The sequence below is a fragment of the Chromohalobacter sarecensis genome, from assembly GCF_023061135.1.
Taxonomy (GTDB): domain Bacteria; phylum Pseudomonadota; class Gammaproteobacteria; order Pseudomonadales; family Halomonadaceae; genus Chromohalobacter; species Chromohalobacter sarecensis.
On record NZ_JAKGAN010000003.1, the window covers coordinates 280,537 to 298,501 of the forward strand.

Below are 17,965 nucleotides of genomic sequence, written 5' to 3' on the forward strand. Positions count from 1 at the left end.
GTGCAGGCGTCTGACGATGGGGAGCGGTGGGCCATGGTAGAATGATGCCTGTCGAGCGTCAGGATTGGTCAAGGAGTCGAGATGTTTACCGGTATCGTGCAAGGCGTGGGAACGGTGGTGGCCGTGGAAGAGGAAACGCAGTTCCGGCGCCACATCGTGACGTTTCCCGAGGGCATGGTGGATGGGCTCGAAACCGGTGCGTCGGTGTCGCACAACGGATGCTGCCTGTCGGTGACGCGCATCGAGGGTGATCGAGTGTCCTTCGATCTGATGCGTGAAACGTTGCGCCTCACCAATCTGGGCGCGCTGGATGTCGGTGGTCACGTCAATTTGGAGCGTGCTGCGCGCATCGGTGACGAGATCGGCGGCCATGCGATGTCCGGTCACATCATCTGTCAAGCGGCGCTGGAAGAACTCGAGGAGGCACCGAACAATCGTCGTCTGTGGTTTGCGGTGCCCGACGTGCATGCACGGTTCTTGTTCGAAAAAGGCTATATTGGCGTCGATGGCATCAGTTTGACGATCGGTGCGCTCGACGGTGCCCGTTTCTGTGTCGACTTGATACCCGAGACATTGTCGCGGACAACGCTGGGTGAACGCATGCTGGGTGATCGCGTCAATATCGAAATCGACCCGCAGACCCAGGCCATCGTCGAGACGGTTGAGCGGGTCATGGCGGCGCGTGGCTCGGTATAAGACTGCACAAAAATCGAGGTTCTGAAGCATACCCTCGATTCCTGGCGTTGCATTGGGTACCATTTGCGGCTTTGTCCGCTGCCCGTCGCGGCTAAACCGCGTGCATTGCTGATGGAGCCTCAGATGAGCATTTATGGCGATTATATAAAGTCGGTCATTCGCACCGTCCCCGATTGGCCCCAGCCGGGCGTCAATTTCCGTGATATTACGCCGGTGCTGCAGAATAGCGCCGCTTTCCGCAAGCTCATCGATAGCTTCGTTCACCGTTATCAGGAGCTCAACCTGGATGCGATCGCCGCGATCGATGCGCGCGGTTTCATCATCGGAGCGCCGGTCGCCTATGAGCTCGGCTGCAGCTTCGTGCCGGTGCGCAAGAAGGGAAAGTTACCGTTCAAGACCATCAGCGAAACCTATACGCTGGAATACGGTGAATCGACCGTCGAACTGCATTCCGATGCGTTTCGCGAAGGCGACCGTATCCTGGTGATGGATGACCTGATTGCCACTGGCGGTACCATGCTGGCGGCGGCCTCGCTGATCCAGCGCAGCGGCGGACAAGTGGTCGAGACTGCCGCGATCATCGACCTTCCTGAACTCGGTGGCGCGCAGAAGATTCGCGATGCCGGCCATGGCGTGTTCGCCGTTTGCACCTTTACCGAACACGAATGACGCGCGTGGGCGCGTGGCTGCCACGCGCCCTGTAGCCCCTTATATTCCTCCGGGTGGTCTTCCCATGAGTACCGATCGCTATCACCAGCAGTTCACCGTTTCCTGGGACCAGTTGCATCGTGATGTGCGTGTCCTGTGTCACCAACTTGTCGAGCGAGACTTTAAAGGCATCGTCGCGATTACCCGTGGTGGCTTGATTCCTGCGGCATTGATTGCGCGTGAACTCAACGTGCGTCTGATCGATACGGTGTGCATCAAGAGTTACGAGCACAAGGAGCAGGGCGGCCTGGACGTCATGAAGGGCGTCGACCATGATGGCGATGGCTGGTTGCTGGTCGACGACCTGGTCGATACTGGTAATACGGCGCGGGCGGTGCGCGAGATGCTGCCCAAGGCGCATTTCGTGACCATCTATGCCAAGCCGGAAGGTCGTCCGTTGGTCGATCAGTGCTTGACCGAGGTCGCGCAGGATTGCTGGATTCAATTCCCCTGGGACATGGGCATTGCCTATGTCGAGCCGTTGGTCGACCAGGTGCGTTCGCGCGATTCATGAGCCCCATCGCCCAACGCAAGCGTAAGGAAGGTGCGTGATGTCTCAAGTCTTGCCGGATAGTTGGCAGCGTCATCTGGGCCCAGAATTCGAAGCGCCCTACATGCAGGCGCTGCGCGCGTTCCTGGCGCGCGAAAAAGCCCAGCGCAAGGTGATCTACCCGCATTCGGATCATTGGTTTCGAGCTTTTGAGTTGACGCCGCTGGATCAGGTCCGCGTCGTGGTTCTGGGGCAGGATCCGTATCACGGGCCACACCAGGCGCATGGCTTATGCTTTTCGGTGCGCCCCGGCATCCCGGCGCCGCCTTCGTTGCAGAACATCTACAAGGAACTGGCGCAGGACGTGGGCACGACGCCGGTGTCGCACGGTTTTCTCGAGTCCTGGGCGCGTCAGGGTGTGTTGTTGCTCAATAGTGTATTGACCGTCGAGCAGGGCAATGCCGGCGCGCATCGGGGGCAGGGCTGGGAAGCCTTCACCGATCGTGCCATTCAGGTGGTCAATGAGCAGTGCGATGGGGTGGTCTTCTTGCTGTGGGGCAGTTACGCCCAGAAGAAGGCATCGTTCGTCGACCGTCAGAAACACCTGGTATTGCATGCCCCGCATCCCTCGCCCTTGTCAGCGCACCGTGGCTACTTCGGTCAGCGTCACTTCTCTCAAGCCAATGCTTTTCTGGCTGCACGAGGACGAGAGGGCATCGACTGGCAATTGCCGGCACAGCCTGAGTTCATCTCGTCCCCTTAACCCGCGCTCCCTGGCACGCTAGAATACGTGTAAATCCGAATCGCTTCCCGGCCGCCTCCGTGACGTACCCGCATGGCCGGCGTGGAGTGCGGTTCGGCTCGTCATCGCCGAAAGGATATCCCCCCGCCATGAGCGTTCATTCCATCCAACATCCCCTGGTCAAGCATAAGCTGGGCCTGATGCGTGAAGCCGGTATCAGCACCAAGAGCTTCCGCGAGCTGGCCAGCGAAGTCGCCAAGTTATTGACCTATGAAGCGACGCAGGATCTCGAGACTCAGAAGACAGAAATTCCGGGATGGAGTGGCGGCTTGCTCGAAGTCGAACTGCTCAAGGGCAAGAAGGTTACCGTGGTTCCCATTCTGCGTGCCGGTCTGGGCATGCTCGATGGCGTTACCGATCTCATCCCCAGCGCGCGCGTCAGTGTAGTGGGGCTTTATCGCAACGAAGAGACGCTGGAGCCGGTGCCTTATTTCGAGAAGTTCGTCGGCGATCTCGACGAGCGTATGGCGATTGTCATCGATCCCATGTTGGCCACGGGGGGCTCCATGGTGGCGACGCTGGATATGCTCAAGGCACGTGGCTGCCCGCTGGTGAAAGTCATCGTCCTGGTCGCGGCGCCTGAGGGCATCGCCCGGGTGCAAGAGGCTTATCCCGAGGTAGAGATTTATACCGCGTCCGTCGATGAGCGCCTCGACGAGAATGGCTACATCGTCCCCGGCCTTGGCGATGCCGGCGATAAGATATTCGGCACGCGCTGATACCCCCGGCAAGACCACATCGGAATTTCCGATGTGGCTTAGACTGTCCTCATCTTTGGATTTCATTGCCAAGAACCAGGGTCGCTGCATGCGGCCCTTTTTATGTTCGAAATTGAAGAGTCCAGCCATTCTCCTTTTGATAGCATCGCGCACTGATTTTTTTGTGCGAAGTAGACAAAAGTTCTATCCGTTGTTTTTTATTCCTATAAACAATAGTTTGTGACTTTGTTTTGGCCATATTGAGGGGCCTGGGCGTCATTTTCGATAAATAACATTTGTGTCTGAATTCGAATCTCGACTAACGTGATTTCACACGCAGACTCAGCGTGATCTCATAACGAATAACAGCCGAGATCCGTATGTCATTGAACCTAGAAAGCATCGATCGGGTGATCGGCGGCGAGACGCATATCGCTGATATGAATCTGACCCTCGAACCCGGATCGTTCAATGTCCTGTTGGGCCGGACGCTCTCCGGGAAGACCACTCTGATGCGGCTGATGGCGGGGCTCGATACGCCGACCCGAGGGCGAGTCTTGATGAATGGTCAGGATGTGACCGGTCGCTCCGTAAGGCATCGCAATGTGTCGATGGTTTATCAGCAGTTCATCAATTACCCCAGCCTTACCGTCTACGAGAATATTGCCTCGCCGCTGAAGCTGGCGAAGGCAGGGCGCGCCGAGATCGATCGTCGGGTGCGGAGTATTGCCGAGATGCTGCATATCGAGCACCTGCTCGATCGTCAGCCATTGGAGCTGTCTGGTGGCCAACAGCAGCGTACCGCCATGGGGCGCGCCTTGGTAAAGGATGCCGATGTGGTGCTGTTCGATGAACCACTGGTCAATCTGGACTATAAGCTTCGCGAGGAATTCCGCGAAGAGCTGCGGGCGGTCTTCAGTGAGCGTAATTGTATTGCCGTCTATGCGACCACCGAGCCTGCCGAAGCATTGGCGCTGGGCGGCAATACAGCAGTACTACATCAAGGCCGTTTACTTCAATATGGCCCCACTGCAGAGGTTTACCACCGTCCGAACGATATTAGGGCGGCTGAAATGTTCTCGGAGCCCCCCATCAATATCGTCAAGGGGACCCTCTCTGGTTCTGAAATCAGCTTCGATAATACCTTGCACTTCCCTGCTGGCAACGAGCTTGGCACTTTAGAGCCGGGGGAATACCGGTTTGGCATTCGTGCCTCGCATATTTCTCTGGCCCCACGTGCCAAAGGCGATATCGAAATTCATATGACCGTTGATTTGGCCGAGATCAGTGGGTCTGAAACCTTCCTGCATGTGCACAACGAGCATTTCTACATGACGGTACATCTTGAGGGGGTACACGAATTTCGTGTTGATGCGCCGGTCAAGCTCTACTTTCCGGCGCACAAGATTTATGCCTTCGATCATGAAGGTGCGGTAATCCATATACCGACTCACCTGAGAGGTGTTTGAGATGGCCGAGATCACCCTGAAATCCCTGGCGCATACATACTCGGCGAATCCTCAGTCAGCTCAAGACTATGCCATCCGTGAGATGAATCATGTCTGGCAGCAGGGCGGCGCTTATGCCTTGCTGGGGCCTTCGGGTTGCGGGAAATCGACATTGCTCAATATCATTTCCGGTTTGCTCGAGCCATCGAGTGGCGACGTGCTTTTTGATGGTGAAGTAGTCAATGCGTTGCCGCCCGAAGCGCGCAATATAGCCCAGGTTTTCCAGTTCCCCGTCATCTACGACACGATGACGGTTTACGACAATCTTGCTTTTCCACTGCGAAACGTAAAGACCCCTGAGGCGAGGGTCCACGAGCGTGTCATGGAAGTGGCTGATGTTCTGGAGCTGACTTCCCAGCTAAAGCGCAAGGCCAAGAACCTGACGGCGGACGAGAAGCAAAAAGTGTCCATGGGCCGCGGTCTGGTACGTGATGACGTCTCGGCCATTCTGTTTGATGAGCCGTTGACGGTTATCGATCCGCAGCTTAAGTGGACATTGCGACGTAAGCTCAAGGAGATTCACCAACGTTTCCAGATCACCATGATCTACGTGACTCATGACCAGCTCGAAGCCTCGACCTTCGCTGACAAGATCGCCGTGATGTACGAGGGCCAAGTGGTGCAGTTCGGTACGCCCAGAGAGCTTTTCGAGACACCGAATCACACCTTCGTCGGCTACTTCATCGGCAGTCCGGGCATGAACTTTTTGGACGTCTCCGCTCGCGATGGCGAGGTCTGGGCCGGCGATACCGCGCTCACGGTGGGGCTGGGAGTTCGTGATGCCATCGAGAAAGCGACGTCCTCCAACATCAAGCTGGGTATCCGGCCTGAATTCATCGAGGTGCATGCCGATCCGCTGGAAGGCGGGATGTCGGCTCAAGTGGACCATGCTCAGGATCTAGGGACCTATTCGATTGTTTATTTGACGCTGGGTGGCATCTCGCTAAAAGCGCGTATCGAAGAAGACCAGGTGACCCCGACCGGTAAGGCCTGGCTGCGCTTCCCCGATGAGCGCCTCGGGCTTTACGTCGATGAATATCGGGTGGAGATCGACCATGAATAAAGTCTACAACAACCGCGCATGGTGGTTGATTCTTCCCATGCTGCTGTTGGTGGCCTTCTCGGCTGTCATCCCGCTGATGACAGTGGTGAATTATTCCGTCCAGGACGTGTTCGATGCCCATACACGATTCTTCACGGGCACCGAATGGTTCAAGGAGATGCTCAACGACCCGGCTTTGCAGGCAGCCGTTCTGCGTCAATTTGCCTTCTCGTTGACGATCCTGGCCATCGAGGTACCGTTGGGAATTGGCATCGCGCTGATCATGCCCAAGAAGGGCTGGCAGGCATCGGCCGCACTGATTCTGGTGACCATGCCATTACTGATTCCCTGGAACGTCGTGGGCAGTATCTGGCAGATATTTACCCGCGGCGACATCGGCTTGATGGGCTGGAGCCTGCGCGAGCTCGGCTATGGCTACAACATCACTGCTAACCCGGTGGATGCTTGGGCGACAATCATCCTGATGGATGTCTGGCACTGGACGTCGCTCATTGCCTTGCTCTGCTACAGCGGCCTGCGCTCGATTCCGGATGCTTACTATCAAGCCGCCCGCATCGACCGCGCCTCGAAATGGGCTGTGTTCCGTTATATCCAACTGCCCAAGCTTACCAACGTACTGGTGATTGGGGTGCTGCTGCGCTTCATGCACTCGTTCATGATTTATGCCGAGCCTTTCGTGCTGACCGGCGGTGGTCCGGGTAATTCCACGACCTTTCTGAGTCAGTCGCTGACGACCATGGCCATTGGCCAGCAGGACCTCGGGCCATCGGCGGCGTTTTCGCTTATCTATTTTCTGATCATTCTACTGGTCACCTGGGTGTTCTACACCGCGATCATGAACATGCAGAAAGACAACAACAAGGGGGCGTGAGATGAGTGCTTCGTCATTGCCGAAAACACCTGAAGAAGTGCGTCAGAGCGCCGCAGCTGCCGATAATCGGCGTCGACGAAAGGCTCGCTCGGCTCCCCGTCAATGGCGACGCCGGGGGCTGATGCTCGCCTACATCGTGTTCGTACTGCTGCCGATCTATTGGCTGCTCAATATGTCTTTTCAGTCCAATACCGAGATTCTCGGCGGGCTGACTCTGTGGCCGCAAGACTTTACCGTCGAGCACTACGCCAAGATATTGACCAGTTCCAGCTGGTACATGGGCTACATCAATTCGATCACCTACGTGTTGATGAACATGTTGATCAGTATCGTCGTTGCTCTGCCGGCGGCCTATGCCTTTAGCCGCTATCAGTTTATCGGCGACAAGCATCTTTTCTTCTGGTTATTGACCAATTTGATGGCGCCGCCGGCGGTTTTCTTGCTGCCGTATTTCCAGCTGTATTACACCGTCGGACTTTTCGATACCCACGTGGCGGTGGCGCTAGCGCATTGCCTTTTCAATATTCCGCTGGCCGTGTGGATTCTGGAAGGCTTCATGAGCGGTGTACCCAAGGAGATCGACGAGACTGCCTTTATTGATGGCTACAGCTTTCCGCGCTTCTTCGTGAAGATATTCATTCCTATGATCAGCTCAGGCATCGGTGTGACTCTGTTCTTTCTGTTCATGTTCTCTTGGGTGGAACTGCTACTGGCCAGCACTCTCACCTCTACGGGTGCCCAGCCCATCGCCTCGGTGATGACCCAGACAAAGGGCGCCTCGGGAATCGATTGGGGAACACTGGCCGCTGCCGGCACTCTGACCATTCTGCCGGGTATCGTGGTGGTCTATTTCGTTCGCAATCACATCGCCAAGGGCTTTGCCCTGGGCCGTACCTGAGGAGGTCGTGACATGGGATGGATGGTCTGGACGACACCCACGATGGTCTTCTTCGTGGTCATCGCCGCCATGTTGGCGGTGATGACGAGCTGGGAGGTTATTTCACCGACGGTTGAGCGCAAGGGCTTCTTGCCGATCTCGACCACCCGTGGCGATCGGTTCTTTATCGGGCTTCTATCGGCGGCTTATATCCACCTGATCGTCGTGGGCTTTACGCCGTTCAGTATCTGGCTGGCTCTGGGGGCATCGGTACTGTGGTTATTGGTATTGATGCGCTGGGGCTGAAAGAAAGGGATGGAGCTAAATGTCCAGGGACGGACGACAACAACCAAAGAGGTCAATATGAAAACGACAACAATGCGGCTCTCTCTACTCGCAGCCGGTGTCATGCTGGCATGCGGTGCTGTGCACGCCGATGAAAAAGATACTCGAGCTATCGCCGAGCGATTGGTAGATGAACACTTTCAAGAATCGACACTGACACGTGAGCAACAGATTGAAGAACTGATGTGGTTTGCCAAGGCGGCCAAGCCCTTTCAGGGAATGGAGATCAACACCGTCGCCGAGGGGCTGACCACGCATGTCTATGAGAGTGAGGAGCTCGCCGAGGCCTTCAGTGAGCTGACCGGCATCGAAGTGACGCATAACATCATTGGCGAGGGCGATGTCGTCAACAATATGCAGACCCAAATGCAGTCGGGTCGCAATATCTACGATGGGTACGTTAATGACACGGACTCCATCGGCACGCATATTCGTTATGGCACCACCGTCAATATTTCCGAGGCTATGAAGAACGAGTGGGCGGACTATACCCTGCCGACCCTGGACCTCGACGATTTCATGGGTTTGCAGTATGGCACGGGCCCTGATGGCAGTGTCTATCAGTTGCCTACCCAACAGTTCGCCAACCTCTACTGGTTCCGTTATGACTGGTTCCAGCGCGAGGATCTGCAGAAACAGTTCCGCGAACTCTATGGCTATGATCTGGGCGTACCGACCAACTGGACCGCCTACGAGGACATCGCTGAGTTCTTCACTGAGCATGTTGGCGAGATCGATGGCACCAAGGTATATGGCCACATGGATTACGGTCGTCGTGACCCCTCGTTGGGATGGCGCTTCCACGACTCCTGGCTCTCCATGGCGGGGATGGGGAGCCCCGGCGTACCATTTGGGAACCCGGTGGATGACTGGGGTATTCGCGTCAACGAAGAGAGCCAGCCTGTCGGGGCCAGCGTATCTCGCGGTGGGGCTACTAACTCGCCGGCCTCGGTCTTTGCCGTGACCAAGATGGTCGATTGGCTGAAAAAGTATGCCCCGCCTGAGGCGAGCGGCATGACCTTTGGAGAAGCTGGGCCGGTGCCGGCTCAAGGAAATGTCGCTCAGCAGATCTTCTGGTATACCGCTTTCACGGCGGATATGACCGACTCTGGTTTACCGGTCACCGACGAAGAAGGTAACCCGAAGTGGCGTATGGCGCCGTCACCGACAGGCCCTTACTGGGAAGAGGGCATGAAGGTGGGGTATCAGGACGTGGGGGCTTGGACTTTCTTCGACTCCACACCTGAAGACCGGCGCACGGCTGCCTGGCTTTTTGCACAGTTCACTGTTTCCAAGACGGTCTCGCTTGAGAAGTTGTTGGCGGGTCTCACTCCGATTCGTGAGTCTGATGTCTTCTCCGACAAAATGACCGAAATGGCCCCCAAGTTGGGTGGTTTGGTGGAGTTTTATCGCAGCCCCAACGCTGCCAATTGGACACCATCGAGCACTAACGTTCCGGACTATCCGCGCATGGCACCGTTGTGGTGGCAGAACCTGTCACCGGCTGTCAGCGGCGATATTTCGCCGAAGGAGGCGCTCGATAACTTGGCCGGCGATCTCGACAGCATCATGAGTCGCCTGGCTCGGGCAAAGGTCTTCGAGACGTACGCCCCCAACCTCAATGAGGAACGTGATCCCCAGTACTGGCTCGACCAGCCGGGTTCGCCCAAGGCGAAGCTGGATGATGAGATGCCGCAGGGGACCACCGTTCCCTACGAAGAGATGATGGAGGCGTGGATGGCCGCTGGTTCTCGCGAATGATCGGCGAGCGGGTCATCTGACTCGCCTACCGTTCCTCCGGGTCCGCCCGTGGCAGTGCAAGATCGTGTAGCCGGTTGCCTGAACGGGACCTGAGGCCCTGCTCGATGCATATCGAGCGGGGCCTTTCGCTTCGCAAACAAGGGCCAGACATGCAATTCAAAAAAGAACGAACTCCGTAGGTTTCCCGCCAGCGCTTTGATGCTTGGTGGCTGCGATTTAACGCTTGGGATTGCTAGAATACCGCGCGTTTTCTTTCTTACTTCCGCCAATGCTACTAGGAGTGGCTTTTCATGACCGACGAGAGGGTGGCTTCAGCCACGCCAGCCGATACCCCGCTGCGCACCCTGCTGGTAGGCGCACAGATGCTTTTCGTGGCGTTCGGGGCCCTGGTGCTGGTGCCGCTTTTGACGGGGCTGGACCCGAGTGTGGCGTTATTCACGGCGGGTATCGGCACGTTGATCTTTCAGTTCGTCACGCAACGTAGCATCCCGGTGTTCCTGGCATCCTCGTTTGCCTTCATCGCGCCCATTCAAGGCTCGGTGGCCAGCTATGGCATTCCCGCCACGCTGGGCGGACTGTTCGTTGCGGGGCTCGTTTATGTGGTGATCTCGCAAATCGTGCGCATGAAAGGCACCGCCTGGTTGCATCGCTTGCTGCCGTCGGTGGTGGTGGGGCCGGTGATCATGGTTATCGGTCTGGCATTGGCGCCCGTCGCGGTGGATATGGCGACGGGCGAGAATAGCGACATGGGATACGCTCAGGCCATCACGCTGTCGATGGTGAGCCTGCTGGTGACGCTTATATTGGCAGTCTTCGGGCGTGGCCTGATTCGCCTGATCCCGATCATGGGCGGGGTCGTCGTGGGCTATGCGCTGGGACTCGCGATGGGCGTGGTCGACCTGACACCGGTACAAGGCGCCGCCTGGCTGGCATGGCCCGAATTTGTGGCGCCGACGTTCAGCATGGCGGCGATCCTGTTCATGATCCCGGTGGCCATCGCGCCGGTGATCGAACACATCGGCGACATGGTGGCCATCGGTTCGGTGACGGGGCGCAACTATCTTGAAAAACCAGGGTTGAAACGTACCTTGCTCGGAGACGGCTTGGCGACTTCCGTGGCGGCGCTTTTTGGGGGGCCGCCGAATACGACGTATTCGGAGGTCACCGGGGCGGTGACGCTGACCCGCAATTTCAACCCGGCGATCATGATCGTCGCGGCCTGTACCGCCATCGTGCTGGCGTTCGTCTCCAAGCTCGGGATGTTACTGCAGACCATTCCCACGCCGGTGATGGGCGGCATCATGACGCTGTTGTTCGGTTCCATCGCGGTGGTGGGGATGAACTCCCTGGTGCGTGGTGGCCAGTCTTTGACCGCGCCACGCAATCTCGTGGTGGTATCGTTGATCCTGGTCTTCGGGATCGGTGGCATGCAGCTCGGCAGTGGCGAATACGCCTTGCAGGGCGTGAGCCTAGCGGCCCTGGTGGGCATTGTCCTCAACTGGGTCTTGCCGCCGGCCGCCGAGCATGAATGACGCCTAGCGGCGATGATGAGTGCTCGCGCCGCCCTCGGAGAAGCCCGGTGGGGTGTTGGCGCTGACGATGACACAGTCCGCGTCGCCGGTATTGCGAAAGCGGTGTGGCAATCGCGAGTCGAAATAATAGGCGTCGCCCGCGTGAAGGCATTGCGTGTCGTTGTTGACGGTAAGCTCGATCGTGCCGGTAATGACGACGCCACCTTCTTCGCCCTCGTGTTCGAGCATGTCTTCGCCGGTATCGGCGCCCGGTGGGTAATGCTCGTGGATGATCGACATGCCACGACTGGGGTGGCGTGCGGCCACCAGGCGCCAGGAAAGGTTGCCGTCGCCGATTTCCGTCAATTCCTCGGCTCGATAGAAGACCTTTTCCTGGGGGCTGATTTCCTCACCGGCGAAGAACTCGCTGATCGAGACCGGCATGGCGTCGAGGATCTTTTTCAGCGAGCTCACCGAAGGGCTCACGCTATTCTGCTCGATGAGCGAAATGGTGCTGTTGGTCACGCCGGCACGTTTCGCCAGCTCGCGTTGCGATAAGTCACGCAACGTGCGCAATTGCTTGAGACGTGCGCCGACGTCGAATCCGCTCATGGATGATCCTTTGTGATGAGAGGTTATCGCGCCATGATAGCGCCTCGGCGCGGCGATCTTAACCGCCGCGTGAGGAAGGTGAGGTCATGTCGCTGAGCGACGCGATCAGTTTGCGCGTGGTGGCTTCCTCGGCGCCGCTAGGGAATGCCCGGCAGGGCAGCCAGACGTGGAAGATCGTGCCGCGACCGCGTGCCGAGACGACCCACATCTCACCGCCGCTGCGGCGTACGATGCCTGCGCTGATAGCCAACCCGAGCCCGGAACCGGCTTCGCGCGTGGTGAAAAATGGATCGAAAATTCGGTCGCGTAGCTCGGGCGGAATGCCTGGCCCTCGATCGGCGACGCGAATTTCCACGCCGTCGAGGCAGCCGTGCCCTGGGATTTCGCGTACGGCGTCGCGTGTCGCTAGATGAATGCTCATCGGCGAGGTGCTGGCTTGGGTGGCATTGAGCAGCACGTTGATCAGCACCTGCTGCAGTTGGCCGCGGTGACATTCGGCGCGCCGGGTGGCGTGCAGCGAACTGATCAGCCGATGATCGTGCTTGTCGAGGGCGTGGCGGATCAAGAGTTCGGTGCCGGCGGCAATGGCGTTGATGTCTTCGGCAACGAAAGAGGGCTCATTACCGCCAGCCCGGGAATATTGCAGCAGGTTGTCGATCAGCGCACGAATACGCTCGACCTGGGCGATGATGGTGTCGATTTCGCCGCGCACGGGGTCTGCATCGGGGCCGAGGCTGTCGGCGAGCAACTCCACATGGCCAAGGATCACGGCGGCGGGATTGTTGATTTCGTGCGCGATTCCGGCGGTCATCTCCCCCAGAGCGGCGAGCTTTTCCTGAGTCATCAGGCTTGCGCGAGCCTGCTTGAGCAAGGCCACGTGTTCTTCGAGTGCACGCGTTTTCTCGGTCAGTGACTGGGTGCGTGTTTCGACACGTCGTTCGAGGGTCTGGGCGGCACGTTGCAGTTCGTTCTGATGGGTATCCAAACGGTCGAGCATGGCATCGAATTCATGTGCTAGCTCGGCCAGTTCATCTTGGCTATCCAGATGACCGATGCGTAGATGACGACCCTCGCGGATGCCATGTATGACGCGATGCATCCGGCGCACCGGGCTGGCAAGTGCATCGACGCCGCGAATTACCATCAACCCCGAAATCAGGATGATGATGAGTAACACCGCGCCTATCTGCAGCAGTGTGTCTCGGTAGAGAGCTTGATAGGGCGCCAAGGGAAAACCGGCGTAGATCATGCCGATACGTTGGCCGGTCAATGACTCGAGCGGGGCATAGGCGGCGACGTACCAACCACTGACCACGAAGGCGTTGTCGATGAAGCGCTCGCCGCGTCCCAGAACCTGGCGACTGACCGGTTCGGAGACGCGTGTGCCGAGGGCGCGCTCGCCGTTGGCCAGATGCACATTGGTGGCGATGCGCACGTCATCGAGGAATAAGGTGACGCTTCCGGTGCTGCCTTGGGGAAGCGTGCCCGGTCCATAGACTAGATCACGAATGTCATCCACCGGGTCGGCAGTGCCGTTGAGCAAACGTCCGCCATCCAGGAGCAGGCGCAGGTTGCCTTGTTCATCATGGATGGGATAAAGAGTGCGCATTACCATGCCGCGCGTCTCGCGCTGTCGATCGCTTGGGGCCGCTTGCGGTGTGTCACGCAGTGGCAGGCGTGCCCGTCGAGCAAGTTCGGGGGCCAGTGTTTCGAGTTGCGATGCCTCGAGCACATCCAGGCCGGACACGCCTTGGTCGTCGCTTGGCGATAGCAATCGTCGTTGTAGCTCGGGAGTGTCGTCTAGCGAAGCGGGCGGTACCACGCGCAACCAATCCAGCTGCATCGCGTTTTGCGTTTCGTCGAGCAGTGCGTCAAGGGATTGCGAGCCTTCGCCATGCAGTGCCGAGGTCAGCGCTTGGCTGTGGGCCAATTCCTCGAGGCGCGCTTGTTGTTGCTGGCTCACACCGTCCAGCACGCGTGAAGCGACGGCCAAGTCGGCGCGCACTTTCATGTACAGCTGGCGGTCGTTGTATGTCGAGGTCCAATACGCAGTAAGTCCCGCCAAGGCGAGTATCAGCAACGCCAGCGGGGCGAAAGCGAGCCACAACAGTCGGCGTCGAATCGAGGCGCGCAACCAGCGGCGTAGGCCTTTCATGCGTCCAGGTCTTGCCAGGCGTTGAGCTTACGATCGAGTGTCTTGCGCGACACGCCCAGCACGCGGGCGGCGCTGGATTTATTGTGACCGTGGGCTTCGAGCACCTCCAATATATGCGCGCGCTCGACGGTTTCCAGTGGCCAGTCGCAGGGGTAGCCATTTGCGGCAACGGTAGTGGGCGCGGTCGTCGCCTCGTCGAGCATGTCGCTCGGGAGTTGACCGAGCAGAATGCAGCGCTCGATGAAATTCTTGAGCTCGCGGATGTTGCCGGGCCAAGGGTAATGCGTCAGGCGCTCGAGGTCGGCATGTTGCCATGGCAGGGCGGCGAGCCCCAGATCGCGAGACAGCTGCCGAGAGAAATGATGGGCCAGGGCAGGGATGTCTTCAGGGTGTTCGCGCAATGCGGGAAGCGTCAAGGTGAGGACGTTGAGGCGAAAATACAGATCCTCGCGGAAACGGCCCTCGTTGACTTCTTGCTGCAGGTTACGGTGAGTGGCGGCGAGGATACGCACATCCACGGGCTGCTCTTGTTCGCTGCCCACCGGGCGAATGCGCTTGCTTTCGAGCACGCGCAGCAGTTTGGCTTGCATTGCCAACGGCATCTCGGCGATTTCATCAAGGAATAGCGTGCCGCCATCGGCATAGGTGAACAGCCCTTCGCGGGTCTTGACCGCGCCGGTGAACGCGCCTTTGACGTGACCGAAGAGCTCCGATTCCAGCAGGTCGCCGGCGATGGCGCCACAATTGAGGGGCACGAAGGTACCGAATCGCCCCGAGAGGCGGTGCAGGTCGCGCGCCACGAGTTCCTTGCCGGTGCCCGATTCGCCATGGATCAAGACCGCCGAGGGTGTCGGCGCGACGCGCTCGGTGATCGTTCTGACCTGCGCCATGGCATGGCTATCCCCGATCATGCTCTCGTCGGGGCGGTGCAAGCGCTGGGTCTCACGTTTGAGCACGAAGTTCTCGCGCGCCAGGCGACGCTGGGCGAGACAACGGTCGACGGCGCTTTGCAACTGCTCGAGACGAAACGGCTTGATGATGAAGTCGCTGGCCCCGGCACGTAGTGCTTTGACTGCCATATCGAGGTCAGCGTAGGCGGTCATGAAGATGATATCGCTGCGTCGTTCGGGGCCGAGTGCTTCGTGCCATTCGATGCCCGAGCGGTCAGGAAGCCGGATGTCGACCAGTAGAAGATCGAAGTGCAATCGCTGACGCAAGGCTTCTGCGGCGCTAAGTGAGTCGGCGACCTCGACCAGCGCGAAGCGCGATGCCAGGGCCTTGGCAAGATAGCTGCGCATGCCGGGTTCGTCATCGACAATCAGCACGGAGGCGGTCGGCAGTTCGGTGGATGCGGTCATGAGTGACGTTCCCTGCGTAGCGGGACATAGTGTCCCGCCATTGGGTCAATTTGTTACATTCGTTGCGCACCTGGATTATTTTCATGGTAAAAGGCGCGATGCAATCCGGCAATTGTCACCGTTTTTGGCCGCGCGGTCACGTCAGGCATGCCAATTGCAAGAAGAGTTGGGTACGTCCATGACTCGACAATAATGAGGGGTTCCCATGTTGACACGCCGTCTCTCGCTGTTCGCCACCCTGGCGCTATCGTTGCTGTTGGTATCCGGGGCGCAGGCGGCCGATACCGTCCGTTTGGCGACCACCACCAGTACTTATAATTCTGGGTTGCTCGACTACCTGTTGCCCAAGTTCGAAGAAGATCATCCCTACCAGATTCAGGTCATCCCCGTGGGCACCGGCAAGGCACTACGCCTGGGGCGCGACGGTGATGTCGACCTGGTGTTGACGCATGCGCCCGCTGCGGAGAAAGCCTTCGTGGACGCTGATTACGGCGTCGAACCGCATGGCGTGATGTACAACGATTTCGTGATAGTGGGGCCGTCCGACGACCCTGCCGGGCTCGAGGGTGGCGAGGATGCCACTAACGCGTTTGCCACGCTGGCCGATGAAGGTGCGACGTTCATTTCACGCGGTGATGACTCCGGCACTGACAAGAAAGAGAAACATCTCTGGGAAGAGGCGGGTGTAACGCCTGATTTCAAGGGCTTTCGCGCTGCGGGACAAGGCATGGGTGAAGTGCTGAAAATGGCCAGCGAACTGCAAGGCTATACGCTGACGGATCGCGGTACCTGGCTGGCAATGAAAGATAAGCTCGATCTTGAGATTATGGTCGAAGGCGATACAGCGTTGTTCAACCCGTATCAGGTCATACTGGTCAATCCCGAACGCTATGACGGCCTCAATACCCAGGGCGCGCGGGCCTTGGCCGAGTGGCTGATTTCCGATGAAGGGCAAGACCTGATCGACGCTTTCCGGCTCAATGATAAGGCCTTGTTCCATGCCAGCGCCGGCGAGAAGATCGATCCCACGAGCGCCGTCCATGAAAGCGACTGACGCGCGGAGGCGTCGATGCACGAGCTCATGAACACCGCGAGAGAGGCGCTGCACTTGCTGATCTCCCTCGACCCGGCCTTGTGGGAAATCATCGGTGTCTCGTTTCGTGTTTCGCTGACGGCGATACTCGTGGCCTTGCCGCCTGCGTTGTTGATTGCCTTGTTGCTGGCGCGTGTTGCCTTTCCGGGGCGTTGGTTCGCGATATCGCTGGTCAATACGTTCATGGCCGTGCCCACCGTCGTGGTGGGGCTGGTGCTGTTCATGCTGCTATCGCGGAGTGGCCCGCTGGGGGAACTGCGCCTGCTGTTTACCCAGCGGGCCATGATCATCGGCCAGATCCTGCTGGCGATGCCGGTATTGACCGCGATGTTACATAGCACGCTGCAAAGCATCGATCAGCGTGCCTGGGAAACGGCGCGACAACTGGGTGCCGGATGGTGGCAGTCACTGTGGGTGTTGATCCGCGAAGCGCGCTTTGGGGTTATCGCCGCCGTGCTGGCTGCGTTCGGGCGTATCATCGCCGAGGTCGGCAGTGCGGTGATGATCGGCGGCAACATCGAGCATTTCACGCGTACTATCACCACGGCGATCGCCCTGGAAACGCTCAAGGGTGAATTCGCTCAGGGACTGGCTCTGGGGCTCGTCCTGTTGCTGCTGGCGCTGGTGCTCAATGTACTACTGGGCGTAATGCGCGGACGCGGTCATCAAACCGTGAGCGTCTGATTGCATAGCGTCCATCCAGGAGAATGTTCATGCTCGAGGTGAGCCAGCTCGCCCATGGCTTCGACCGCCAACCGGCGCTTTGGGAAATCCCCCACCTGCCGTGGCAGGGGCTTTCGTTGGTGCATCTGCGCGGCGATAATGGCAGCGGTAAAACGACGTTTCTGCGCCTGCTGGCGGGCTTGGAGACGCCTCGCCAAGGCAGCATACGCTGGACGCTGGGGGGCACGTCTGTATCGCCGCCATGCCCTGGGCACGTGCTTTATCTACATCAACAGCCCTATCTCTTCGATACCAGCGTCGCCGGCAATCTGCGCTATGTCGCTCGGTGGAACGGCTGGCGTGGAGCCACGGCGCGCGACCGCGTGGCGGCGATGCTGGAACGCTGCGGGCTGGCCGCCCATGCCCAGCAGCGGGCCCGCTCGCTGTCCGGGGGTGAGCGCATGCGGCTGGCGTTGGCGCGGGCCTGGCTATTGTCGCCACGTGTGTTGCTGCTCGACGAACCCACCGCTAGCCTGGATCGTCAAGCGATTGCCGATGTCAGCACATTGATCTCGTCGCTGCATGAGACGGGCTGCGCCGTCGTGCTCAGTGCCCATCAACCGAGTGTATTGACCGAGCGCTGCGACGAGTACTGGTGTCTCGAACAACGAAGTCTGCAGGTAAGTGTCTTCAAGCAGGGAGTGGCTGTGTGACGCGGTCATTGCCGTACGCACTTGGCAAGTGGCTCGGCGTG

18 protein-coding genes are annotated in these 17,965 nt (G+C 58.7%); 15 read left to right on the plus strand and 3 right to left on the minus strand.

Annotated features, from left to right (window positions below; genetic code table 11):
* Positions 1–81: 81 nt before the first annotated feature.
* From L1071_RS07100 to L1071_RS07155, 12 genes are all read left to right on the plus strand, one after another.
* The gene (locus L1071_RS07100; protein WP_246970577.1) at positions 82–696 is read left to right on the plus strand and encodes a riboflavin synthase subunit alpha; all 615 of its coding nucleotides are present in this window, start codon (positions 82–84) and stop codon (positions 694–696) included.
* A 123-nt stretch (positions 697–819) separates the two neighbouring features.
* Positions 820–1,365: an adenine phosphoribosyltransferase gene (locus tag L1071_RS07105; RefSeq protein WP_246970583.1), complete on the plus strand. Its 546-nt coding sequence runs from the start codon at positions 820–822 to the stop codon at positions 1,363–1,365.
* 64 nt (positions 1,366–1,429) lie between these two features.
* The gene (gpt, locus tag L1071_RS07110; protein ID WP_246970599.1) at positions 1,430–1,918 is read left to right on the plus strand and encodes a xanthine phosphoribosyltransferase; all 489 of its coding nucleotides are present in this window, start codon (positions 1,430–1,432) and stop codon (positions 1,916–1,918) included.
* Positions 1,919–1,955: 37 nt separating this feature from the next.
* Positions 1,956–2,657 (plus strand): uracil-DNA glycosylase, encoded by a 702-nt coding sequence (gene ung, locus L1071_RS07115; RefSeq protein WP_246970615.1) that lies wholly within the window; start codon positions 1,956–1,958, stop codon positions 2,655–2,657.
* Between the two features lie 128 nt (positions 2,658–2,785).
* Positions 2,786–3,415: a uracil phosphoribosyltransferase gene (gene upp, locus L1071_RS07120; RefSeq protein WP_246970632.1), complete on the plus strand. Its 630-nt coding sequence runs from the start codon at positions 2,786–2,788 to the stop codon at positions 3,413–3,415.
* A gap of 359 nt (positions 3,416–3,774) precedes the next feature.
* On the plus strand, positions 3,775–4,863 hold the full coding sequence (locus tag L1071_RS07125; protein ID WP_246970636.1) for an ABC transporter ATP-binding protein: 1,089 nt from the start codon (positions 3,775–3,777) through the stop codon (positions 4,861–4,863).
* 1 nt (position 4,864) lies between these two features.
* The gene (locus L1071_RS07130) at positions 4,865–5,965 is read left to right on the plus strand and encodes an ABC transporter ATP-binding protein (protein ID WP_246970639.1); all 1,101 of its coding nucleotides are present in this window, start codon (positions 4,865–4,867) and stop codon (positions 5,963–5,965) included.
* Positions 5,958–6,836, plus strand: a complete 879-nt coding sequence (locus L1071_RS07135; protein ID WP_246970643.1) for a carbohydrate ABC transporter permease — start codon at positions 5,958–5,960, stop codon at positions 6,834–6,836. Before L1071_RS07130 ends, L1071_RS07135 begins: the two co-directional genes overlap by 8 nt.
* A 1-nt stretch (position 6,837) precedes the next feature.
* Entirely contained in the window at positions 6,838–7,734 is an 897-nt protein-coding gene (locus tag L1071_RS07140; RefSeq protein ID WP_425531233.1) for a carbohydrate ABC transporter permease, read from the plus strand.
* 12 nt (positions 7,735–7,746) lie between these two features.
* Complete coding sequence (locus tag L1071_RS07145; protein ID WP_246970645.1) at positions 7,747–8,019, plus strand: DUF2160 domain-containing protein; 273 nt, start codon at positions 7,747–7,749, stop codon at positions 8,017–8,019.
* 57 nt (positions 8,020–8,076) lie between these two features.
* Entirely contained in the window at positions 8,077–9,819 is a 1,743-nt protein-coding gene (locus tag L1071_RS07150; protein ID WP_246971157.1) for an ABC transporter substrate-binding protein, read from the plus strand.
* A gap of 290 nt (positions 9,820–10,109) precedes the next feature.
* On the plus strand, positions 10,110–11,351 hold the full coding sequence (locus L1071_RS07155; RefSeq protein WP_246970648.1) for a uracil-xanthine permease family protein: 1,242 nt from the start codon (positions 10,110–10,112) through the stop codon (positions 11,349–11,351).
* Between the two features lie 3 nt (positions 11,352–11,354).
* On the opposite strand, the gene L1071_RS07160 is transcribed toward L1071_RS07155, so the two are convergent.
* Genes L1071_RS07160 through L1071_RS07170 form a run of 3 tightly spaced genes read right to left on the minus strand, consistent with a single transcriptional unit; the run spans position 11,355 to position 15,455 of the window.
* Positions 11,355–11,942, minus strand: a complete 588-nt coding sequence (locus L1071_RS07160) for a cupin domain-containing protein (protein WP_246970651.1) — start codon at positions 11,940–11,942, stop codon at positions 11,355–11,357.
* A gap of 58 nt (positions 11,943–12,000) precedes the next feature.
* A complete protein-coding gene (locus L1071_RS07165) occupies positions 12,001–14,097 on the minus strand; it encodes a sensor histidine kinase (RefSeq protein WP_246970658.1) in 2,097 nt (698 codons plus the stop codon).
* A complete protein-coding gene (locus L1071_RS07170) occupies positions 14,094–15,455 on the minus strand; it encodes a sigma-54-dependent transcriptional regulator (protein WP_246970661.1) in 1,362 nt (453 codons plus the stop codon). Before L1071_RS07170 ends, L1071_RS07165 begins: the two co-directional genes overlap by 4 nt.
* A gap of 205 nt (positions 15,456–15,660) precedes the next feature.
* Here L1071_RS07170 and L1071_RS07175 point away from each other — a divergent pair, with 205 nt between their 5' ends.
* The 3 genes from L1071_RS07175 to L1071_RS07185 are packed head-to-tail and all read left to right on the plus strand — an operon-like array spanning position 15,661 to position 17,924.
* Positions 15,661–16,509 carry an ABC transporter substrate-binding protein gene (locus L1071_RS07175; RefSeq protein WP_246970664.1) on the plus strand — a complete coding sequence of 283 codons (849 nt, stop codon included), beginning with the start codon at positions 15,661–15,663 and terminating at the stop codon, positions 16,507–16,509.
* A gap of 15 nt (positions 16,510–16,524) precedes the next feature.
* Positions 16,525–17,232 (plus strand): ABC transporter permease, encoded by a 708-nt coding sequence (locus L1071_RS07180; RefSeq protein ID WP_246970679.1) that lies wholly within the window; start codon positions 16,525–16,527, stop codon positions 17,230–17,232.
* A 29-nt stretch (positions 17,233–17,261) separates the two neighbouring features.
* Positions 17,262–17,924, plus strand: a complete 663-nt coding sequence (locus L1071_RS07185; protein WP_246970696.1) for an ABC transporter ATP-binding protein — start codon at positions 17,262–17,264, stop codon at positions 17,922–17,924.
* Positions 17,925–17,965: the final 41 nt, after the last annotated feature.